This is a genomic window from Geodermatophilus sp. SYSU D00758, from assembly GCF_054049955.1.
Window position 1 is genome coordinate 18,152 of sequence record NZ_JBJGYK010000026.1, and the last position, 21,338, is coordinate 39,489.

A 21,338-nucleotide genomic window follows, 5' to 3' on the forward strand; every position below is an offset into this window, starting at 1 on the left:
CGGTGGTTCGCCGGAGGTCTCATGTCGGTGTCCTGTTCGTCCAGCCGTGCACAGCACCGCACCCGGAAGCCGGCTACGAGCTCGAGGGCACGTCGGGGACGGTCGTGAGGAACTGCTCGATCCGGTCGGCCAGGTAGTCGTGTCCCGCCTGCGTCGGGTGGGTCCCGTCGACCCCGGTCCCGATGTACTGGGCACGGTTGCCCAGCGGGGTGCCGTCGTTGGTGCCGGTGATCCACCGCTCCTCGATGGGGCTGACGAACGGCAGTCCGAGATCCTCCGCCTCCTGCCGGATCACGGCGTCCACCTGGAGCGCGGAGTCGATCGGCTCCTCGTTCGGCCAGAACGGCCCGATGACGACGACCAGCGCCTCGGGGAGCTGGTCGCGCAGCGGCCGCAGCGTGGCCTCGACCGCTCCCTCCAGCTGCTCGGTCGTGTAGTCCCGGCCCGCGTCGTTGAGCCCCGCGACCACCATGACGACGTCGGGGCCCTGCGCCACCACGTCCGGCACCCGCTCGGGCAGTGGAGCCCGCTTGGGGTAGTTCTCCGGGCCGTCCGTGACGTATCCCGTGCCGCCCTGACTGGCGTTGATGAGGCGCCACCCCTGAGCCTCGGCTAGCTGGTCGGCGAACCCGCCCCCCGGGTACTCGGCGCCCGAGCCCTCGGACCAGGAGTCCCCCAGGACGACGGCGAGCGGAGCGGGACCGCGATCGGCGTGGATGGGGGGCTCGGCCGGAGCAGCGGCGGCTCCCTCCGACGCGCCGATCTGCTGGCGCCTCAGGTCGAACGGCAGCAGCACGGCCAGGGCGACCAGCCCGGCCGCCAGCGTCAGCACGGCCCACCAGGGCGGCTTCTTGCCCCCGCCTCCTGCCATGGGCGGGAGGGTAGCCGCCGGACGAGCCGGGTGGCACCGATCGCGCTGCCGCCGGTCGGGCGGATGCGTGAGAAGACCTCCTGTGACCCGGCCCGGAGGCCCGGGCGGGATCCCGGTGGCGCAGGAGGGCCGAGGTGCCTCTCCCGCGTGGAACCATGCTCGCTCCGAGCAGCGGAGGAGGCCGGTGTGGGAAGTGTGCGCCGAGCGCTGGTGACGAATGCCGGCACGCATCCGGAGCTGCCGCACCTCGCGCGCGAACTGGCCTCCCGGGGACTGCTGTGCGGGTACCGGACCAGCCTGGGCTGGTCGGAATCGAGCCCGGTGGTCACCGGCCCGTGGGCGCGTCCCTTCCGGGGGCTCGTCGGCCGGCGGACCCTGCGTGGGATCCCGCACGAGGTGATCGAACGCCACGGGGTGCTCCTCGAGATCGGCCACCAGCTCGCCATCCGCAAGCCCTGGTGGGCCCTGGCGACCCGGCTGGTCCGGGAGCGGACGGAGTGGTTCGACCGCGCGGTCGCACGGGAACTGCGCCGGGGGGATGCGCCGGACCTGGTCATCGCGCAGGCCACCGGTGCGCGGGCCATCCTCGAGGCGGCGAGCCGGCGCGGCGTCCCCACGGTCCTCAACTGCCCGATCGCCCACCACCGGTGGATGGAGCGGTACCTCGCCGCGGAGGCCGAGCGCCGTCCCGAGTGGGTGGGGACCCTCCAACACCACGACCTCGAAGCCGACTGGGCAGACCGGCTGGACGAGGAGATCGCGTCCGCCTCGGTGCTGGTCGTGGCCAGCAGCTTCTCGGCCGGGACGTACGTGGCTGCGGGCGTCGACCCGGACAGGATCCTGACGGTCCCGCTCGGCGTACACCTCCCGGAGGGGAAGGTGCAGCTCCCGCGGTCGCCCGGCCTCGGCGTGCGGATCCTGTTCGCCGGCATGCTCACGCAGCGGAAGGGACTGGCACAGTTGATCGAGGCGTTCCAGGCGGCGGACCTGCCGGAGGGCTCGCGTCTTGTGCTGGCCGGCAAGCCGATCGGGGATGCCGCTGACGTGTGCGGCCGGCATCCGCGGGTGGACGTCCTCGGCCCCCTGTCGAAGAGCGCCCTGGACGACGAGTACCGGACGGCGGACGTCTTCGTGCTGCCCTCGCTCGTGGAGGGCTTCGGGCTGGTCGGCCTCGAGGCCATGGCGCGCGGCCTGCCGACCGTCGTCACCACCCACACCTTCGGGGATGACATCATCCGGCACGGCGTGGACGGCTTCGTCGTACCGGCGGGGGAGGCGGAGCCGCTCGCCGCGGTGCTGACCGAGCTCGGTGCCTCCGCGGAGCTGCGTGCCCGGGTCGGGGAGGCCGCTGCCGTACGCGCCCGGGACTTCTCCTGGGAGACCTACGGCAGCCGGATGGTCGGTGCGCTGGAGGCCGCCGGCCTGGTGTGACGCTGCCAGGGCAGGACCGGCTGCGGGGCCCTACCTACGCGCGGCGTCGCCGGACCAGGCGGTGCAGCCAGTTCAAGCGGGACGGCATGGCATGGCGCCCGGGGGGGAGCGTGACGTCAGCGGCCGTGCTGCCTGCCTCGGCCCGGCCGTCCCCCGGAGACGCCGTGACGGGGTCGGACTCGTAGCCGTATCTGTGGACGGACGCCGACTCCGCGGCTGACCCGGGCGGCACGACGGTGAACACGAGGCCGAGCGTCCTGGCACCGACCCGGTCCAGCGTGGTCTTGGCCTGCTGCAGCTCTTCCCTGCTCGTCTCGCCGTACCGCACGGCGAGCAGGACCCCGTCCGCGAGCGCCGCGAGGCTCGATCCGTCGGCGACCGGCAGCAACGGCGAGGTGTCGATCAGGACGACGTCGTTCTTCTCCTTCAGGGCGTCGATCAGCACCCTCATCTGCCCGGACGCCAGGAGCTCACCCGGGTTGGGGGGAATCGGACCGGCAGAGAGGACGTACAGGTCCTCGTCGCCGTATTCCTGGACGACGTCCACGACCTCGGCGTGCCCGGTGAGCAGATCGGTCAGGCCGGCCCCTTCCACCAGCCCCAGGTACCGCGTCACCCGGGGACGTCGCAGGTCCGCGTCGACGATGGTGACCCGCCGCCCGGCCTCGGCGAGCACGCGGGCGAGATTGATGACCAGCGTCGTCGTTCCCTCGGAGGGACAGGCGCTGGAGACCACGATGCTCTTGGGCGGGTTCTCGGAATCCAGGTACTGGAGGTTCACCCGGAGCTGCCGGAGGTCCTCAGCGACCCCCCCGATGGCGGCTCGGCTGAACAGGTGGTGCCGCTGGAGAGCCTCGTCGCGCACGACGGTCCCGAGGACGGGGACACCGGTCAACCGGGCGGCCTCCTCGGTTTGGCGCAGGGAGCGGTCCCTCCGGGAGCGGACGACCGACGCGGCCACGCCCCCGAGCAGGCCGACCAGCGCCCCGAGGGCGACGTTGCGCTGGGTGCGGGGCGAACTGGCCACCCCCGGGACCTGCGGGGCATCGATCACGCTCACCGACACCGGCGTCGTCGCCTGGGCCTGCGCCGAGTCCGGCGAGGTCTCGAGCTGGGCCACCATGGCGTTGAACTCTTCCCCCAGGGCCTCGGCGATGTCGCGGGCCCGCTGGGGGGACGGGTCGGTGACGGTGATGTCGAGGAGGACCGTGTCGGGGACCGCCCTCGCGGTGATCGCGGACGCCAGCTGATCGGGAGTCATCGGCAGGTCGAGCGAGTCGACGACCCGGCCGGTCAACCTCTCGCTGGCGACCAGCTCCGCGTAGGACGCCACCCGGGCCTGCGACAACTGGCTGCCCTGGTAGGCGTCGGCGACGGAGTTCGAGCCCGTCGTGGAGACGTAGAGCCGCATGGAGGACGTGTACAGGGGGGTCTGCGCCAGCCCGATCAGCAGTGCAGCGACGGCTCCGATCACGAGACCGACGGCGGGCAGCCACCAGGCCGAGCGCACGGCGGCGAGGACTTCCTTCAACTCCACGGATGCTCTTCCTCCAGCTCGACGGACTCGACCCGCCACTGCGAGGGCGTCACCGTCTCACAACCGCGGGGCTTTTCGGCTGGTCCGCGGGCCGGTAGGGCCACTTCGACCCGGATTCGGCGGGCGAAAGGGGTCCGCGCCTGCCGGCGGAGGACACGCCGTCGCAGGGCCGTGACGTGCGGTGATGCCCGGCCTGTGTCCGGCGGTGCGGCCGGGACCCGGTCAGCTCCGGTGCACCTGCCGTCCGGCCGCGAGGTGCACGGCCCGCATCGAGTCGTCGGCGAACCGGCGGGGCGTGCCGGTGTGCAGGATCTCCGGGTCGGCGATCCAGTCGTCCCAGTCGGCGGCGGCGGCCTCCATGGCGCCCCGGATCGACAGCGGGGTGGGCTCGCAGAGGTACACCCCTTCCATGCCGGCCACCGACGGAGTGACGCCGCAGGGGGTCGACACCACCACCCGGAGGCCGGCGGCCAGGGCCTCGTTGACGACCAGGCCCCACACCTCGACGGTGGAGGGGAGGACGAGGACGTGAGCTGCGGCCATCCGGCGAATGGCCAGGTCCGGGGCCAGCCCGCCGTGCCACACGACCTCCTTCCCGCTCTCGCGGTCCGCCAGGCGCCGGGAGAGCTCCTCCAGGCTCGTCCGCAGGGGTCCCTGGCCGATGACGTGCAGCTGGGCCGCGGGGATGTCGACGGCCCAGAAGGCCTCCAGCAGCGCGGCCACGTTCTTGCGCTCGATCAGCTGCCCGACGTAGCAGAACCGCAGGGGGTACGGTGTCCGCTCCGCCGCCGCCTCCTCGACCGCGCGCCGGACCGCGCACTGGTCGATGGAGTTGAACGTCGTCACGATCCGCGACCGGGGGATCCCGTGCGCGAGCACGGCGCGCTCCGCGGCGACGCCGGGGACGAGAACGGCGTCCGCGCTGTGCTTCAGGAAGGCGCGCCGGATCCAGGCGACCGGGCCGGTGGAGAAGTGGTGGCTCGCGCCGGTCGACTCGTAGAAGAGCACCCGAGGGATCCTGAGGGCCGCGGCGACCAGTGCGACGCGCCAGTAGAAGAGCAGTTCCCATCCGCCGATGACGACGGCATCCCGCTCCCGCATGCGCGCGACGAGCCGGGGGAGGGACACCCGGGAGAGGTACGTCTCCCCCTCGCGAAGGCGCACCTTCCGAGCAGGCAGCAGCCGGACGTAGGGCCGGTCGACGCCCTGGCCCCACGTGCGGTTCGTGCTGTTCTCGGAGAGGACCCACACCTCCAGGTCGATCCCGGATCGCACCATCTCGTCCCAGACGGCCAGCCGGTAAGGGGCGGGCAGGTTGGTGACCCACAGCAGACGCCGGGGTCGGCCGGCGTCCGGTGGCGCGACCGCAGGGGTTCCGTCGTCGGCGGGCCGGCTGCTACGCGTCACGAGAACTCCTCTGCTGGAGTGGCCCGACCCCGGGGTCGGCGCGCGTCGTGCCGCCCGAACCTAGCCCCTCACCCTCCCCTCCCGTGAGGGTGTCGCGGGTCCGGATGCGTCGAGGCAGCCACTCCCTCGCACCCATCCGGTGACCGATCGTGGCGACGTGCGCCGCGACGGGGGCTCGGCCCCGAACACCTTGACGCACTTCTCCGGGCCAGCGAGCCTGACGCCTCCACCGAGCAGGCCCCGTCGCCAGGGCGCTCACCGGCAGGTGGCTGCCATCGAGCCCGTGGCGATCCGACGGACAGCGAGGATCTCTGATGGTCGAGGTGGTCGAGACACAGGGACGGTCCGGCGCATGAGCGTCACGACGGCCGGTCCCGCCGAGCAGGTCCTGCACCCGGCCGTGGACGACGTCGCCGTCGACCTGGGGGCCCGCGGTGGGGGTTCGTGCCGGCTGTGCGGCCGGCTGCTCACCGACGTCTTCGTCGATCTCGGCATGTCGCCGCCGTGCGAGAGCTACGTGCCGGCCGAGCGGCTGGAGTCGCCGGAGATCTTCTACCCGCTTCGGGTGTGGGTCTGCGCCGGCTGCCTGCTGGTGCAACTACCCCCGCACGTGCCCGCCGACGAGATCTTCTCCGACTACGCCTATTTCTCCTCCTACTCCACGTCCTGGGTGGAGCACGCCCGCGTGTTCACCGAGCGTGCGGCCGAGCGGGTGGGGCTGACCTCCGCGAGCTTCGTGGTGGAGGTGGCGAGCAACGACGGTTACCTGCTCCAGCACCTGGTCTCCCGGGACGTTCCCGTGCTGGGGATCGAGCCGGCGGCCAACATCGCCGCCGTCGCCGAGGAACGGGGCATCCCGACCCGGGTCGCCTTTCTCGGCGAGGAGGAGGGCCGGCGGGTCCGGTCCGACCACGGTCCGGCCGACCTCGTGGTCGCCAACAACGTGTTCGCGCACGTGCCGGAAGTGCAGGACTTCAGCCGGGGGCTGGCCGCCCTGCTGGCGGACGACGGCTGGCTGAGCATCGAGGTGCCGCACCTCATGCGGCTCATCGAGTTCTCGCAGTACGACACCATCTACCACGAGCACTTTCAGTACTACACGTTGCTCACCGCGCAACGGGTGCTGGCCTCCGCCGGGTTGGCGGTCGTCGACGTCGAGGAGCTCGTCTCGCACGGCGGTTCGCTGCGCATCTGGGCCCGCCACGAGGCGCAGGCCGGCGACGTCTCCCCAGCGGTCCGCGATCTGCTCGCCGAGGAGGAGCGCCGTGGGCTGCACACCGTGGAGGGCCACAAGGGCTTCGCCGAAGTGGTGGCGAAGGTGAAGCGCGACCTCCTCGCCTTCCTCGTGTCCGCCGCGGAGGAAGGCAAGCGGGTCGCCGGGTACGGCGCGCCCGGCAAGGGCAACACGCTGCTCAACCACTGCGGGATCCGCGCGGACCTGCTCCGCTACACGGTCGACCGCAACCCGCACAAGCAGGGCAGGTTCCTGCCCGGGACGCACATCCCGATCCTGGCGCCCGACGTGATCGTCGAGGACCGGCCCGACTACGTGCTGGTGCTGCCGTGGAATCTCCGGAAGGAGATCACCGATCAGCTGGCCTACATCCGCGAATGGGGCGGCCGCATCGTCGTCCCCATCCCGGCGCTCGAGATCGACTGAGCCTCACGGAGGAGACCCTTTGACCCGCATGCGCAAAGGAACGCCTCACCGGTTGCGGCCCGGGGACGTCGTCGAGGTGCGGCCGGAGGCCGAGATCCTCGCCACCCTCGGGCCCGATGCCGCCGTCGACGGCCTTCCCTTCATGCCCGAGATGCTCAGCCAGTGCGGGTCGCGCTTCACCGTGGCCAGCCGGGCCGACACGACTTGCTTCTACGGCAGTCTGCTGCACATGGAGTCGGCCGTTCACCTCGCCGGCGTCCGCTGCGACGGCTCGGCGCATGGGGGCTGCGAGGCCGGCTGCCTGGTCTTCTGGAAGGAGGAATGGCTGCGTCCGGTCGACAGGGCTACCGACGCCCCGGGCGTCGGAGCGACGGTGGCCCTGGCCGAACCGGTCGCCCGGGAGGGCTGCTCGCGAGAGGACGTCGCCCGCGCCGTGCACCCCCCTGAGAGTCCGGACGGCGAGGAGTTGTGGTCGTGCCAGGCGACCCAGGTCCGTGCCGCCACCACACGCATCAAGCACTGGGACCTGCGTCATTACGTCTGGGACGTGCGGAACGGCAACATCCGTGCCAGAGATGCGTTCCGCTGGATCATCCCGTCACTGGTGAACACCTATCAGTCCCTCAGTCGTACGCATCTGCCGCGGTGGCTGCGGTTGGGGGGCGGGGTGTCGGTCCCCCCTATCCAGGGCACGTTGACGCGGACGCCGTCCGTCGATCTCGGGTTGGCGGCCGGGGACCGGGTCCGGGTGAAGACCCGCAGGGAGATCCGGCGGACTCTGAACCGCGACGGTCGTAATCGCGGGCTCGCCTTCGACGTGGAGATGACCCCCTACTGCGGCACGAGCACGCGGGTGCAACGAGTCGTGCACCGGATCATCGATGACTGGACCGGACGGATGCTGAAGCTGCCGGGACGCTGCCTCGTCCTCGAGGGTGGCGTCTGCCGGGGGCTATACCACGGGCTGTGCCAGCGCCAGATCGAACCCTACTGGCACGAGGTGTGGCTTGAGCGGGAGGAGGTGGCAGCGAGCCCGGAGGACCGGCCGGCGTGGACCGAAGACCTCCCATCCCGAGCCGGCGGCGGTTGGGATGGGGGGGCTGCGGTCCGGCGCCGCGGGGAGGTGGCCGACGTTCGATCCGCCGGTCGTGCGCCGAACCCAGTCGACGCCTCGAGCGAGTGATCTGCCGACCGCCTCTTTTCCTTTCGACGTCGGTGCACATTGGTCGATCCAGCGACCTCCTGCATTCCTCCTGTGCCATCTCACGTGTGGTGCGGGGCGGGGGCTGCTGCTCTCGGTGTACCGATGTCGTACTGCTTCGCGTTCGTCCGGCCGGTCGGCTCCCGCGTCCTCGACTGCGTCGAGCGCGGCAACCCGCGCGCATGGAAAGGGGTTATTCCTGACGCGGTCTGGCGCTAGGGTCCGCCCATGGCGATGAATACGATCTACTATGACGCTCCGCACAGCGACGATGACCGACGAGAGCAACTGTTCCGCGGCCAACTCTTCGTGCAATCGGCGTCACTCGGTGCGCTGGCCTTGGTCGAGCACGCCCGCGACATGATCGAGGAGGCGTTCGGAGCGTTGGACCCGCGGACGGCTCAGGACCACATGGCCGTCGAGGACTATGCCGCCCTGCTCGCCGAGCTCAAGCCGAAGTTCATCCACCACCCGCGCTCGAAGGACTGCATCCGGCAGATGCTCACCGAGCTCGGCGCCGACCCCGGGAAGACCTACTTCGACGTGCCTCGGATGCGGACCTCCACCTCGCACGGGTATCTGACCTCGGGGATCGCCTATGCCTTCCACCCTCACCGTGACACGTGGTACTCCGCGCCCATGTGCCAGCTGAACTGGTGGCTGCCGATCTACGAAGTTGAATCCGGGAACGTGATGGCATTCCATCCGCGCTACTGGGACGAGGCCGTTCCCAACTCCTCGAACGAGTACGACTACTACGAGTGGAACGAGACCAGTCGCAAGGACGCGGCGAAGCACATCACGTCCGATACGCGGAATCAGCCCAAGGCGACCGTTTCGCTCGACCCGGATCCGCAGATTCGTATCGTCGCTCCCCCCGGCGGAACGTTGATCTTCTCCGCTGCGCAACTGCATTCGTCCGTCGAGAACCTGACCGGGAAGACGCGTTTCAGCATCGATTTCCGCACCGTCCACCTGGACGACGTGGTGGCCCGTCGGGGTGCCCGGAACATCGACTCGGCCTGCACGGGGACGACCATGAGGGACTACTTGCAGGTGGGGGATCTGTCCCACGTCCCGGAGGAGATCGTCGCGTCCTACGACCAGGAGACCAGCCGCGAGCGCAGGGCCGGCCTGGTCGTCCAGGGCTGACCGAGCCCCTGTCGACCGGATCCGCTCGGTGGTGAGCGGGCCCACGTCGCGCCGTGTCCGTCGAGCCCGGCTGGTCTCCAGCCGCAGACGCTGCGGGGGGCCGCCGTCGGGCATGCCGATCGCACGCCCGGCTGATGGACGAGGCGAACGCTGCCCTCCTGGGGTCGACCGCCGTGGACCGCTGCAGGATCGTGCTGCGCTCCCTTCCCGACCGGATGGGTGTAGGGATTCCTGCGACCCCGGGGCGGCGCGAGGCTCGGCGACGAGCACTGCCCGATCTCGCATCTCGCACGCTGTCGTGGTGATCGGCTCCCAGGAGACGACGTGGACAACCCCGGACCTGCACGCCCCTTTCGCTTCATCGCACCCGTGCCCCGCTGGAACGGCGACCTGCGCGCGTGGCGCGCGGAGGTGCGGCGTATCGAGGACCTCGGCTTCGCCACCATCTCGATCTCCGACCACCTCGCGGGAGGCTGGGCGCTGGATCCGTTCGTCGCGCTGCAGGCTGCCGCGGACAGCTCGGAGTCCCTGCGCCTCCTGACGCTCGTGCTCAACACCGACCTGCGGCACCCGGTTCTGGTCCACCGGGCCGCTGCCAACCTGGACGTGTTCTCCGACGGCCGACTGGAGCTGGGGGTTGGGGCTGGGTGGCTGGCGGGTGACTACGAGGTCTTGGGCACGCCCTTTGAACCGCCGGACGTGCGGATCGACCGGCTCGCCGAGTCGGTGGCCGTACTCAAGGCCCTCTTCGCCGGCGAAGAGGTGTGCCACGTCGGCGAGCACCACGCCGTCCGAGGCCTGACCGGCGTTCCCTCCACCGTCCAGCAGCCGCGACCTCCCCTCCTCATCGGAGGCGGAGGTCCTCGGATGCTGGACCTTGCAGCACGCGAGGCCGACATCGTCAGCGTGCACCCCCGCCTCAAGTCCGGACGCCTGGATCACGCAGCCGTAGCGGACCTGTCCGCGGCGTCGATCGCACGGAAGGTGAGCAGGGTGCGTACGACGGCCACGGCGGCCGGGCGGAATCCGGACGACCTCGAACTGCAGTTCAGCGTCTTCCACTGCCAGGTCGGGAAAGCGGAGGGCCTGGGCCCGAGGGCGAGCAGCTATGCCCGCCTGCTGGAGGAGGCGCCGCAGGTCCTCGCCGACTCCCCCTCCGTGCTCCGGGGTTCGGTGGACGAGTGCATCGATCTGCTCGTCCGACGGCGTGAGGAGTTCGGGTTCAGCTATCTCAACCTCGGTGGCGACCTGGATGCCATCGCCCCGATCGTGGAAGCGCTGGCCGGCCGCTGAACCGGGAGCGTCGTGCAGGGCCGGCCGTTCCGCGATGCGTCGGTCCCGGTTCCCGTCCTGCCCGCTGCGCCCGAGCCCTCCGGACCGTATCGATGACCCACCTCCTGGCCGCAGGGGGTTGCAGCCAGATGGCGCAGCCCACGAGGAGCTGGGGGGACAGGCCGCCGCGGGCGGCCTCGCGGAGGCGGCGGGCGGCGACCCGCCGTGCCTGCGGGCCTCGCTCGCGTAGCGCGGTCAAGGCGATCCCCACATGGTGCGGCGCGGCGGCGCGGTGCAGCTCGGGCCGGATGGCGGCCAGTCGCTCGTCCGCGAGGAAGCGGTCGAAGGCCCACACAGCGGCTTCGTCGAGGCGGGCGGTCGACGAGGCCGCATCTGGATGTTGCCGGTTGCGAGTCAGCCGTCGCGGCTCGTACCAGGCGCCTGCCCCGTCCCGGGCGAGGAGGTAGGCCAGCCACATGTCGTAGGCGGCCGGGGCCTCGTGCTGCCAGTCCGACCAGTCCACCGCCGCGGCCCGGAAGACGGCGGCCACGCTCATGGCGATGGCCCGGATCGTCGTGGCGAGATCCGTGAACGGCCGATGGACCCCGTGGGCCAGGACGTCCCGTCCGCGCTCATGAGCGATGGCGTCCGTGAGGTCCTCTCTGACGGTGCCGTCGACGTCGATCACCCAGTAGTCGCTGAAGGACAGCGTGAGCGACTCGTCGGCGATCAACGGCGGTACGAGGAGTTCCAGGAAGTCCGCTTCCCAGAGGTCGTCATCGTGCAGGGTGCCGATGAACTCACCGCGAGCGGCCTGGAACATAGCCAGCGCGTTGTGGCTCATGTCAGTGACCGCGCCGTTGTGCCGGTACCGCAGCCGCGGGTCCCCGTAGCTCGCCACGAGGGCCTCGATCTCGGGGTCGGCGGCGCTGTCGGACACCAGGATCTCGATGTTGGGGTAGGTCTGCTTCAGCGCCGACTCGATCGCCTCGCGCAGCATCTCGGGTCGGCGGTAGGTGGGGATCGCGACGGTCACGAGCGGGCCGTCCGGGACTGTGCTCACCGGGGGGCTTCCTTCCGTGTCAGCGTGTCGATCGTCGACCACCTGCCACCGTTCCGCTCGACGTCCGGCAGGGCCCGGCGGACCTCGTCCAGCAGGTCGGGGAGGAACAGGAGGACCTCGTCGGGCCGCGCGGCCACGAGATCATCGGGGCCGATCACCGGTATCCGGACGCCCGGGACGACCCGGTGCCGCTTGGCCGGCGAGGCGTCCGCGAGGCCGGGTAGCAGACGGGGGCCCACCCCGGCGGCCACGAGGAGGGGGACGGCACGGGACGCCGCCCCGTACCCGAGGACCCGCCGGCCCGCGGCCGCCTGCTTCTCCAGGTGTGCGCGGAGGGCGGAGGTCCCCGCCGCGACCGCGTCGGCGAGGGTGGCCAGCGCCTCCCGGGGGACGTCGGGCGGCGAAGCGGGCGCCGGCCCGGGCCGCATCACGGGATCGCGGCGGGCGGCCAGCAGCCGCGTCCCGCCGTAGAGCGGGTGCAGCGTGGTGGCCGCGACCGCCAGACCGAACTCCGCCAGCTGCCGGGCGGCCACCGCCGTCGACGGGTAGGCGTGGTGCCCGTGCCGGACGGCGTTCCACTGCCGGTGCGCCACGACCGTCTCCAGCGGCGGGAAGACCAGGAGCAGGACGCCATCGGGGGCCAGGCCGGCCAGCCGTAGCTCCAGCCCGGCCCGCTGGTCCTCCTCGTGCATGAGGCCGAAGACGTCGACCACGGCGTCCACCGCGCCGCTCCCGTTGCCGGGCACGCGCAGGCCGGCGTCCGCCAGCAGCTCCACCCAGCTCCCGCCGTGCGGGCTGCCGAACTCCCGGACCGACATCCCCGGTTCGAGCAGCCCCTGGGAGAGAGCCCAGTCGACCGAGTCCCGGGCGTGCGCGCGGAGCGCCGCGGGCTCCACCGCGCGCGGCTCCCGGGGCGCGGGCGAGCGGTCGGGCAGCTGGGCCAGCGAGCAGCCGGTGCAGACCCACAGCCGCAGCGGGTGTACCGCCGCGGGCGGGTCCTCCGGTCGGGGGAAGTCGTCGCACGACGGCTGGAGGCCCAGGTCCAGCACGACCTCCCCGGCCGCCGAGCCGCACCAGCGGCAGGACGTCGCGGACCTCACCGGCGCCCCTCGACCGGCAGACTGACCGCGTGCTGATCGAGCGGTCGGACCTCCAGGACGTCGTCTGCTTCCTGCCGGAGACCCGCCACGAGGACGACCGGGGGTGGTTCGTCCGGACGCTGGACGTGGCCGTGGCGGAGCGGGCGGGGGTCGACGCCCGAGGCTTCCGGCAGGACAGCCAGTCGCGCTCGCGCCGCGGCGTGCTCCGGGGGATGCACGGCCGGGCCGGCGCCGGGGAGGCCAAGCTGGTGCGCTGCGCCCGCGGCGCGGTGCTCGACGTCCTCGTCGACGCGCGGCCCGGCTCCCCCACGTTCGGTAGCAGCGCCTCGTTCCGCCTCGACGACGTCGAGGGACGGCACCTGTACGTGCCACCGGGCTTCCTGCACGGCTTCCAGGTGCTCACCGCGGAGGCCGACGTCTGCTACCGCATCGACCGCGAGCACGACCCCGCCGAGGACGTCGCCGTCCGGTACGACGACCCGGACCTCGGTATCAGCTGGCCTCTGCCGGTCAGCGCCATCTCGCCGCGCGATGCGGCTGCCGGCAGCTGGGGAGACCTGGTGCGGCAACTGGAGGTCGGTCGCTGAGGCCCCGCGGCTCAGCGCCACCGCATGTCCCCGGTCAGCCGTCCCTCCTGCTGCAGGCGACGCAACCAGGCCAGCCGGGTGAACCGGGTCGTCAGCATCTCCCGGGTCAGCCCGTACCGCCGGTAGGCCTCGGCCAGCTCGCGGGCTCCCTCGAACGTCGTCCACGTCGGCTTGAAGGCCGGCACCGCCTGGGTGATGCGGCTGAAGTCGACGCGGTAGGAGCGCGGATCGCCGCCGAACTCGCCGGTGATGCGCACCGTGGCGCCGGGGACCGCCTCGGCCACGACCGCCGCGATGTCGGCCACCTGCCGGTTCTCGCTCTCCATGCCGACGTTGAAGGCCTGGCCGTGCACCGCCTCGCGGGGCGCCTCCAGGCAGGCGAGGAAGGCCTCGGCGATGTCGCGGGCGTGGGCCAGCGGCCGCCACGGCGTCCCGTCGGACTTCACCACGATCTCGCCGTCGAGCACCGCGGAGGCCACCAGGTCGTTGAGCACGATGTCGGCGCGCAGCCGCGGCGAGAACCCGAACGCGGTCGCGTTGCGCAGCGAGACCGGCTCGAAGTCGTCGTCGGCCAGCTCGTGCAGGTCCGCCTCGACGCGCACCTTGCTCTCCGCGTACGCCGTCACGGGGGCGAGGGGCGCGGTCTCGTCCAGGACCTCGTCGGTGCCGGAGGCGCCGTAGACGCTGCACGTCGAGGCGTACAGGAAGCGGCGGACGCCGGCGTCTCGTGCCAGCCGGGCCAGGCGGGTGCTCGCGGCGTGGTTGATGTCGTAGGTGACCTCCGGCGCGAGGCTGCCGAGCGGGTCGTTGGACAGCGCCGCCAGGTGGCAGATCGCGTCGAACCCGGTCAGGTCGTCGACCCCGACGTCACGCAGGTCCCGTCGGACCAGCGGTGGCCGGGCCGGCTCGGGGCCCAGGGTGGCGCCGATGAAGTAGCCGCTGTCCAGCCCGACCACGTCGTGGCCGGCCGCGCCGACCACCTCGGCCATGACGGTGCCGAGGTAGCCCTCGCTGCCGGTGATCAGGACTCGCACGGTCGCCCCCACCTGGTCGGCGCCGGGGCGGGGAGCCCCAGCACGATCTTGTCGGTCCAGTACGCCTCGGCGTACCGGCTGCGGCACTCCACGCCGCGCAGCCGCAGGAGGCCGAAGAAGGTCTCGCGGTCGAACCAGTCGCGGGCCCTCTGCGACGGGTAGTGCTCCTCGAGCAGGCGGAACTTGCGTTCGGCGACCTCCGGCCGGAGCGGGAGGTGCACGGCGGGGCGGCCGAGGTCGCCGTCCCACTTGACGATCTCGTACGCGAGCACGAGGTGGTCCCGGAAGACAGTGGTGGACAGCTCCCCGATGAGCCGGTGGTCCTGGTGCGCGTCGTGCCGGGAGGGGCTCAGCACGAGGTCGGCGCCACCGGCGGACCGGGCCCGGGCGCCGGCCTCCTCGAGCAGCTCCTTGACCTGCCCCCAGTGCACCGGCAGCCGGCCGTCGGGCAGGTCCAGGACCGTGAGGTCGAGGTCCAGGTTCTCGGTGAAGGCCTTCAGCGACGACCGGGTCTCCACCTCGCGCTCGGGGGTGGAGGTCAGCACGAGGACCTGCACCCGTGCACCGGGGCAGGTCTCGGCCAGCTCCAGGAGGAGCCCACCGGCGCCGATCTCCACGTCGTCGCAGTGGGCTCCGAGCGCGACGACCAGCGGCGGCCGGCCGTCGGCCCGCCCCGCCAGGTCGAGTGACCGCACTCAGACCGCCGGCGCCGGCGCGCGGGTCGGGTCGGTCTCCCACACCATCCACGGACGGGTCCCGTGGGCGAACAGCGCCTCGAGGTTGTTGCGTTCTTTGACGGTGTCCGTCGGGTGCCAGAAGCCGGGATAGCGGTAGGACAGCAGCTCGCCGCGCTCGGCCAGCGCGGTGCAGGCGTCGTCGACGAGGTCGCCGCCCTTGGGGATGTGGTCGAAGACCCCCTGGCGGAGCACGAAGAACCCGCCGTTGACCCACAGGTCCATGTCGACGACCGCGCGGATGGACCGGATCCGCCCGTCCCCGGCCACGTCCACGCAGTGGAAGGTCTGCTCCGGGCGGGCCGCGAGCAGGCTCGCGGTCGCGTCGCTCGCCTGGAAGCGCTCGATCATGATGTCCAGCGGGGCGTCGGTGAGGACGTCGGAGTAGTTGGCCAGGAACACCTCCTCGTCGGCCACCAGGTGCCGCACGCGGCGGAGCCGCTCGCCGATCGCGGAGTCCACACCGGTGTCCACGAACCGGATCGTCCAGTCGGCGATGTCGGTCGACAGCAGGTCGATCCGGCGGCCGCCGTCCCGGAGCACGAAGTCGTTGCTCGCGGTCTCTCGGTAGTTGAGGAAGTAGTCCTTGATGTGGTGCGCGCCGTACCCCAGGCAGAGGATGAAGTCGTTGTGCCCGTAATAGGCGTAATAGCGCATCACGTGCCAGATGAGCGGGCGGTGGCCGACCATCGTCATGGGTTTCGGGATGTCGGTCACCCCATCCCGCATCCTCAGTCCGTAACCGCCGCAGAAGAGCACGACTTTCATGCGCGGACTCCTGTTCTCAGCTCCTCGCAGGACGTACTGGCGAGGCCGGTGACCTGCACCGACATGCCCACGGCAGGTGCACCGACCTCCTCTCGTCGACGGGTGGTCGTCCGGCCTGCCGGACCTCGCCGGGCCCCCGGATGAATGAGCACCCTCCGATCTCCGCGACGGCTCGTCAACGGGTTGCTCGACGAGGGGCGAAAGGACTCCGCAGCGTCAGTGGAATTGCACCCAGCGCTACTGCTGCGCGGGAACGGGCGGCCGGTCGGTCACCGGGGTGCGGCGCGGGTGTCGGCCGGCCGCAGGAGGGCACGGACCCACGCCTCGTACCGGCGCAACGAGGTGGCTCCGGTGAGATGAGCGGCCGCATAGGCCCGCGCCCTCGCCCCCCGGGCATCGGCTGAGGTCCGGTCCGCGGCGACCTCCTCGATCGCCGCCAGGATCGACTCCGCGTCCCCCGCGGCCACGACGGGTCCCGCGCCGGAGGCGGTCATGAGCGCTGCCGCGCCGCTGCCGGGGTGGGTGGCCGCGACGACCGGTCGCCCGGCGCTGAAGTAGCTGGTCAGCTTGCTGGGGACCGACATCTCCACGACGCCCGGCTTCTCGTGCAGGAGCAGGACGTCGGCCGCGGCCAGGGCGGTCTCGAACCGGCCGGCCGGCAGCGGGTCCAGGAAGGACAGCCGCGGGAGGCCGGCCCCGTACCGGGCCAGCACCGGCCGGCGGGAGCCGTCCCCCAGGAGGACCACGCGCACGCGGCTGCCGAGGTCCCCGGCCAGGCGGGCGGTGTCGACCAGGCCCTCCAGGCCCTGCTTGACGCCCATGTTGCCGGCGTGCAGGGCGATGACCTCGTCGTCCCCCCAGCCCAGGCCCCTCCGCACGGCGGCCCGATCGACCGACTCCGGCACCGAGACGTGTGCCCAGTTGTGGATCACCTGGATCCTGTCCTCGGCCACCCCCGCCGCGACCAACCGGGCGCGGAACACCTCGTGGATGACGACGACCGCGTCGGCCCGCCGCAGCAGCGCGGTCTCCAGCCAGGCCGTGGCCTTCGTGAGCCGACCACCGCCGAGCCCCGTCTCGGCCAGGGCCGCACCGTAGAGGTCCTGGACCACCACGCCGACCCGGTAGCGGCGGACCCCGCGGAGGAGCACCGTCGGTACGAGCGACAGCAGGACGGGGCTGACCGCGACGACGACGTCGGCGCGACGGCGCAGCAGTTGACCGGTCACGCCGAGGGCGAAGACGGACTCCATCACGATCCGCGCGGACCCGGTGGGGCGCTCCGGGACGGGGTGCCGCAACCGCCGGATCCGGACGCCGTGGTCGGTCTCCGGGGCCCGGCGCCGTTCGTAGCCGGCGTGCAGCCGCCACTCCGGGTAGTGCGGGTAGCCGGTCAGCGCCGTGACGGCCAGGCCGGTGCCCGCCAGGTGGCGCGCCAACCCGGTTGTGTAGGGCGCGTTGCCCGAGTGCTCGGGCGCGTAGTGCAGCCCCACGACCAGCACGCCGGGGAGCGCATCGCCACGGACACTCCGGGCCACTGGACCTCACCTCCTCGTCCGGTCACCGGGGGGCTGGGGGTCCAGCACGGTAGCGGCCCGGACGGCCGGCGGGAGCCCCTTCCCACACCCGGCTCCGAGGGCTGTCCGTAAGCCGTCTCCGTTCCCTATCCTCGCCTCGTGCCCGGCACCCCGGTCATCGACCTCTCACGAGCCCCGGGAGCGCGGGAGTCCTGGGACGCACCGCTGTGGAAGGTGCTGCTGTGGAGCGTCGCGGAGCTCCTTTTGGTCACCAACCCTTGGCAGATCAGTTCCCGGGTGCGACGGGCCGTCCTCGTCGCCTTCGGCGCCCGGATCGGTGCCGGGGTGCTGCTGCGCCCCCGGCTCCGGGTGCGCTTCCCGTGGAAGCTCACCGTCGGGGACCGCAGCTGGATCGGGGAGGACGTCTGGCTGCACAACCAGGACCGGCTGACCATCGGCTCCGACGTGGTGGTGTCCCAGGGGACGTTCGTCACCACCGGCTCGCACGCCCACCGCCGGGACATGGCGCTGATCACCCGCCCGGTCGTCATCGAGGACGGCGCCTGGGTCACCGCTCGCTGCGTCGTCCTGGGCGGCAGCCGGATCGGCGCCTCGGCGCTGGTCACACCGAACACGGTGGTGAGCGGGGACGTCCCCGCCGGCATGGTGTTCGGGTCGCGGGGCGGGGCCGTGCTCGGGCCGCGGTTCCCCTGCGCGGGAGCCGACAGCGGCGACCCCGTCCGGGGCTGAGCGCGTGCGCATCCTCGCCGTCGCCCCCTACGTGAGCTCGGACGGGAGCTACGGCGGGCCGGTGTCGGTCGCCCTCGACCAGGCGGCGGCGCTGCAGGACGCCGGCCACCCCGTCACCGTGGCCGCCGGCTGGGACGGTGCCGCGCGACCCGGTCACCCGGCCGAGCTCCGGCTCTTCCGCGCCCGGAAGCCGCTGAGGCAGTCCTTCGCCGGGCTGGTCGCGCCCGGTCTGCTCGGCTGGGTGGGCCGCCACGCAGGGGACTTCGACGTGGTCCACGTGCACGTCACCCGGGACCTGGTCACCCTGCCCGCGGCGAGGCTGGCCCAGCGACGCGGGGTGCCCGTCGTCCTGCAGACCCACGGCCAGATCCGGCCCGATCCGTCCCGCGCGCAGTCGGGTGTCGACGTCCTGCTCACCCGGCGGGTCTTCCGGGACGCCGCCGCCTTCCTCGTGCTGACCGGGCACGAGGAGAAGGACCTGCGGGTCCAGGGCGTCGACGGCACCCGGCTGCACCGCGTCGACAACGGGGTTCCCGCGGCCGAGCGGCAGGCGCAGCCGCCGGAGGGGGCACCGTTGGTCCTGTACAGCTCGCGGCTGGCCGAGCGCAAGCGGCCGGAGGCGTTCGTCGCCGCCGCCGCCATCGTGGCGCGCCGTCGTCCCGACGCCCGCTTCGAGCTGTGGGGGCCGGACGGAGGCGCCCTGCCGGCCACGCTCGCCGCGATCGAGCGGCGCGGCCTGTCCGACCGGTGCGCCTACCGGGGCGCGACCACGGTGGAGCGGGCCCGGGCCCACCTGGCGGACGCGGCGGTCTTCGTGCTGCCCAGCTACGCCGAGCCCTTCCCCATGGCGCTGCTCGAGGCGTTCAGCGCCGGGGTGCCCTCCGTCATCACCGACCGGACCGGGCTGTCCGAGGTCGCCGGTGCGGCAGGCGCGGCACGGGTCACCGACGGATCGGCCGAGGAACTGGCGGCGGGCGTCCTGGACCTGCTCGACGACCGCGCGGCCTGGGCCCGGGCCGCAGCCGCGGCCACCGCCCTGGCGGCGCAGCGGTTCGCCATGCCACGGATCGCCGACCGGCTGGTGCAGATCTACCGGGCGGCGGCCGCCTGAGGGCCGCCGACGGTCAGCTGTCGATCCGCACGAGACGGCCCGCGCGTTCGTCGTCGAGGAGCCGGATGTCGGCGTCGACCATGATCCTTACCAGTTCCGGGGTCCGGACCGTGGGTTCCCAGCCGAGCTCCCGCTTGGCCTTCGAGTAGTCCCCGATGAGTGCGTCGACCTCGGTCGGACGCTCGTAGCGGGGGTCGTGGGCCACGTACCGCTCCCAGTCGAGGTCGACATGGGCGAAGGCCATCTGCACGAAGTCCCGCACCGTGTAGGCGGTGTTCGTGGCCAGCACGAAGTCCTGGGGCTCGGGGTGCTGGAGCATCCGCCACATGCCCTCGACGTACTCGGGGGCGTAGCCCCAGTCACGGACGGCGTCGAGGTTGCCCAGGTAGAGCGTGTCCTGCAGGCCGGCCCGGATGCGGGCGACGGCCCGGGTGATCTTGCGGGTGACGAACGTGGCGCCGCGGCGCGGCGACTCGTGGTTGAACAGGATGCCGTTCACGGCGAAGACGTCGTATGCCTCGCGGTAGTTGCGGGTGGCCCAGTAGGCGTACAGCTTGGCCACCCCGTAGGGGCTGCGTGGGTAGAACGGTGTGTCCTCGTCCTGCGGCGGCGGGGTGCCACCGAACATCTCGGAGGAGGAGGCCTGGTAGATCTTGGTGCGGACGCGCGCGGCGCGCACCGCCTCCAGCAGGCGCATCGCCGCCACGCCCGTGACGTCACCAGTGAAGACCGGCTGGTCGAAGGACACCCGCACGTGGGACTGCGCGCCGAGGTTGTAGACCTCGTCGGGGTTGACGTCGCGGAGCAGGTTGATCAGCGTGACGCCGTCGTTGAGGTCCCCGTAGTGCAGGAACAGCCGGCGGTCGGCCGCCTGGGGGTCCTGGTAGACGCCGTCGAGGCGCTCGGTGTTGAAGGTCGAGGACCGGCGGATCAGCCCGTGGACCTCGTACCCCTTGCCCAGGAGCAGTTCGGCCAGGTACGAGCCGTCCTGGCCGGTGATGCCGGTGATCAAGGCCGATCGCGCCACAGCCGGTCCCCATCCTGCGCAGTCATCCGGGCCCTCCCGGAGCAGAGTGGCGGCTAGCGTAGGCGCACCGGGCGGCAAGAGAGGGGTTCCCGATGCCGGTTCCGTTCCTCGACCGGGACGCTCCCGCGTTCGTCGCCGGGCACCGCGGGCTGGTGGGCGGCGCGGTGCTGCGGCACCTCCGGGCCGTCGGTTTCACCTCCCTGGTGACCCGGACCTCGGCGGAGCTGGACCTGCGGGACCCGGTCGCCGTGGAGGAGTTCTTCGCGAGCCAGCGGCCGGCAACGGTGGTCATGGCCGCGGCCCGGGTGGGCGGGATCGTGGCCAACGACTCCTCCCCGGCGGACTTCCTCTCGGACAACCTGCGGATGCAGGTCAACGTGCTCGACGCCGCGGCCCGCCACGGCACCACTCGGCTGCTGTTCCTGGGGTCCAGTTGCATCTACCCCAAGCACGCTCCGCAGCCGATCCGGGAGGACAGCCTGCTCACCGGCCCGTTGGAGCCGACGAACGACGCCTACGCGATCGCCAAGATCGCCGGGGTGCTGCACGTGCAGGCGCTGCGCCGCCAGTACGGCGTGCACTACGTGTCGGCGATGCCGACCAATCTCTACGGGCCGGGCGACAACTTCCACCCGACGAACAGCCATGTGCTGCCCGGGTTGATCCGCCGGTTCCACGAGGCCCGGGAGCAGGGCGCCAGCACGGTCACGGTGTGGGGGACCGGCACGCCCCGGCGGGAGTTCCTGCACGTCGACGACCTCGCCCGGGCCTGCCTGTTCTTGCTGGAGCACTACGACCGGCCGGAGCCGATCAACGTCGGCGTCGGCGAGGACCTCTCGATCCGCGAGCTCGCCGAGGTGGTGGCGGACGTCGTCGGCTACCGGGGCGACCTGGAGTTCGACACCAGCAAGCCGGACGGGACCCCGCGCAAGCTGCTCGACGTCAGCAGGCTGCACGGCCTCGGTTGGCGGGCGGAGATCGGTCTGCGGGAGGGCCTGGAGCAGACCTACGCCTGGTACCGGGCGCAGCTGGCGTCCGGCGGGGTGCGCGCGGCCTGACGTGCGGTCGGCGCATGCAAGCGTCTTGAACCGGGCCCGGCGGCATGCCATCTTCAGC

Annotated in this window: 19 protein-coding genes; 9 read left to right on the forward strand and 10 right to left on the reverse strand. The window is 72.2% G+C overall.

Annotated features, from left to right (window positions below; all coding sequences use genetic code 11):
- Positions 1-73: 73 nt before the first annotated feature.
- Entirely contained in the window at positions 74-871 is a 798-nt protein-coding gene (locus ACI8AC_RS17730) for an SGNH/GDSL hydrolase family protein (protein ID WP_456899147.1), read from the reverse strand.
- 396 nt (positions 872-1,267) lie between these two features.
- Here ACI8AC_RS17730 and ACI8AC_RS17735 point away from each other — a divergent pair, with 396 nt between their 5' ends.
- Positions 1,268-2,302, forward strand: coding sequence for a glycosyltransferase family 4 protein (locus ACI8AC_RS17735; RefSeq protein ID WP_456899148.1), 1,035 nt, complete (start codon positions 1,268-1,270; stop codon positions 2,300-2,302).
- Between the two features lie 34 nt (positions 2,303-2,336).
- Here the strand turns inward: ACI8AC_RS17735 and ACI8AC_RS17740 are convergent, their stop codons facing one another.
- Positions 2,337-3,839, reverse strand: coding sequence for a polysaccharide biosynthesis tyrosine autokinase (locus ACI8AC_RS17740; RefSeq protein WP_456899149.1), 1,503 nt, complete (start codon positions 3,837-3,839; stop codon positions 2,337-2,339).
- Positions 3,840-4,061: 222 nt separating this feature from the next.
- Positions 4,062-5,246 carry a glycosyltransferase family 4 protein gene (locus ACI8AC_RS17745; protein ID WP_456899150.1) on the reverse strand — a complete coding sequence of 395 codons (1,185 nt, stop codon included), beginning with the start codon at positions 5,244-5,246 and terminating at the stop codon, positions 4,062-4,064.
- A gap of 352 nt (positions 5,247-5,598) precedes the next feature.
- Here ACI8AC_RS17745 and ACI8AC_RS17750 point away from each other — a divergent pair, with 352 nt between their 5' ends.
- From ACI8AC_RS17750 to ACI8AC_RS17765, 4 genes are all read left to right on the forward strand, one after another.
- Complete coding sequence (locus tag ACI8AC_RS17750; protein WP_456899151.1) at positions 5,599-6,906, forward strand: methyltransferase domain-containing protein; 1,308 nt, start codon at positions 5,599-5,601, stop codon at positions 6,904-6,906.
- A 19-nt stretch (positions 6,907-6,925) separates the two neighbouring features.
- Positions 6,926-8,089 (forward strand): hypothetical protein, encoded by a 1,164-nt coding sequence (locus ACI8AC_RS17755; RefSeq protein WP_456899152.1) that lies wholly within the window; start codon positions 6,926-6,928, stop codon positions 8,087-8,089.
- 246 nt (positions 8,090-8,335) lie between these two features.
- Entirely contained in the window at positions 8,336-9,259 is a 924-nt protein-coding gene (locus ACI8AC_RS17760) for a hypothetical protein (protein ID WP_456899153.1), read from the forward strand.
- A 324-nt stretch (positions 9,260-9,583) separates the two neighbouring features.
- Complete coding sequence (locus ACI8AC_RS17765; RefSeq protein ID WP_456899154.1) at positions 9,584-10,552, forward strand: TIGR03621 family F420-dependent LLM class oxidoreductase; 969 nt, start codon at positions 9,584-9,586, stop codon at positions 10,550-10,552.
- Here the strand turns inward: ACI8AC_RS17765 and ACI8AC_RS17770 are convergent.
- Positions 10,491-11,567, reverse strand: coding sequence for a glycosyltransferase family 2 protein (locus tag ACI8AC_RS17770; RefSeq protein ID WP_456899155.1), 1,077 nt, complete (start codon positions 11,565-11,567; stop codon positions 10,491-10,493). The genes ACI8AC_RS17765 and ACI8AC_RS17770 overlap by 62 nt on opposite strands.
- A 23-nt stretch (positions 11,568-11,590) precedes the next feature.
- Positions 11,591-12,694, reverse strand: coding sequence for a class I SAM-dependent methyltransferase (locus ACI8AC_RS17775; RefSeq protein ID WP_456899156.1), 1,104 nt, complete (start codon positions 12,692-12,694; stop codon positions 11,591-11,593).
- A 29-nt stretch (positions 12,695-12,723) separates the two neighbouring features.
- Here ACI8AC_RS17775 and ACI8AC_RS17780 point away from each other — a divergent pair, with 29 nt between their 5' ends.
- Positions 12,724-13,281: a dTDP-4-dehydrorhamnose 3,5-epimerase family protein gene (locus tag ACI8AC_RS17780; RefSeq protein WP_456899157.1), complete on the forward strand. Its 558-nt coding sequence runs from the start codon at positions 12,724-12,726 to the stop codon at positions 13,279-13,281.
- Between the two features lie 11 nt (positions 13,282-13,292).
- On the opposite strand, the gene ACI8AC_RS17785 is transcribed toward ACI8AC_RS17780, so the two are convergent.
- The 4 genes from ACI8AC_RS17785 to ACI8AC_RS17800 form a co-directional block, all read right to left on the reverse strand.
- Positions 13,293-14,315 (reverse strand): NAD-dependent epimerase/dehydratase family protein, encoded by a 1,023-nt coding sequence (locus tag ACI8AC_RS17785; protein WP_456899158.1) that lies wholly within the window; start codon positions 14,313-14,315, stop codon positions 13,293-13,295.
- Positions 14,303-15,010 (reverse strand): PIG-L deacetylase family protein, encoded by a 708-nt coding sequence (locus ACI8AC_RS17790; RefSeq protein ID WP_456899159.1) that lies wholly within the window; start codon positions 15,008-15,010, stop codon positions 14,303-14,305. Before ACI8AC_RS17790 ends, ACI8AC_RS17785 begins: the two co-directional genes overlap by 13 nt.
- Positions 15,011-15,766, reverse strand: a complete 756-nt coding sequence (locus ACI8AC_RS17795; RefSeq protein ID WP_456899160.1) for a glucose-1-phosphate cytidylyltransferase — start codon at positions 15,764-15,766, stop codon at positions 15,011-15,013.
- A 320-nt stretch (positions 15,767-16,086) separates the two neighbouring features.
- Positions 16,087-17,319, reverse strand: coding sequence for a glycosyltransferase (locus ACI8AC_RS17800; protein WP_456899161.1), 1,233 nt, complete (start codon positions 17,317-17,319; stop codon positions 16,087-16,089).
- Between the two features lie 174 nt (positions 17,320-17,493).
- Here ACI8AC_RS17800 and ACI8AC_RS17805 point away from each other — a divergent pair, with 174 nt between their 5' ends.
- The gene (locus ACI8AC_RS17805; protein ID WP_456899162.1) at positions 17,494-18,084 is read left to right on the forward strand and encodes a hypothetical protein; all 591 of its coding nucleotides are present in this window, start codon (positions 17,494-17,496) and stop codon (positions 18,082-18,084) included.
- A gap of 4 nt (positions 18,085-18,088) precedes the next feature.
- A complete protein-coding gene (locus ACI8AC_RS17810) occupies positions 18,089-19,195 on the forward strand; it encodes a glycosyltransferase (protein ID WP_456899163.1) in 1,107 nt (368 codons plus the stop codon).
- A gap of 13 nt (positions 19,196-19,208) precedes the next feature.
- Here ACI8AC_RS17810 and gmd read toward each other — a convergent pair whose 3' ends face one another.
- Entirely contained in the window at positions 19,209-20,222 is a 1,014-nt protein-coding gene (gene gmd / locus ACI8AC_RS17815) for a GDP-mannose 4,6-dehydratase (RefSeq protein WP_456899164.1), read from the reverse strand.
- 92 nt (positions 20,223-20,314) lie between these two features.
- Here gmd and ACI8AC_RS17820 point away from each other — a divergent pair, with 92 nt between their 5' ends.
- A complete protein-coding gene (locus ACI8AC_RS17820) occupies positions 20,315-21,280 on the forward strand; it encodes a GDP-L-fucose synthase family protein (protein ID WP_456899165.1) in 966 nt (321 codons plus the stop codon).
- Positions 21,281-21,338 lie beyond the last annotated feature (58 nt).

Coding starts and splice junctions, on each gene's coding strand:
- ACI8AC_RS17730 (WP_456899147.1), bottom strand. CDS start 871: ATGGCAGGAGGCGGGGGCAAGAAGCCGCCCTGGTGGGCCGTGCTGACG.
- ACI8AC_RS17750 (WP_456899151.1), top strand. CDS start 5,599: ATGAGCGTCACGACGGCCGGTCCCGCCGAGCAGGTCCTGCACCCGGCC.
- ACI8AC_RS17760 (WP_456899153.1), top strand. CDS start 8,336: ATGGCGATGAATACGATCTACTATGACGCTCCGCACAGCGACGATGAC.
- ACI8AC_RS17820 (WP_456899165.1), top strand. CDS start 20,315: ATGCCGGTTCCGTTCCTCGACCGGGACGCTCCCGCGTTCGTCGCCGGG.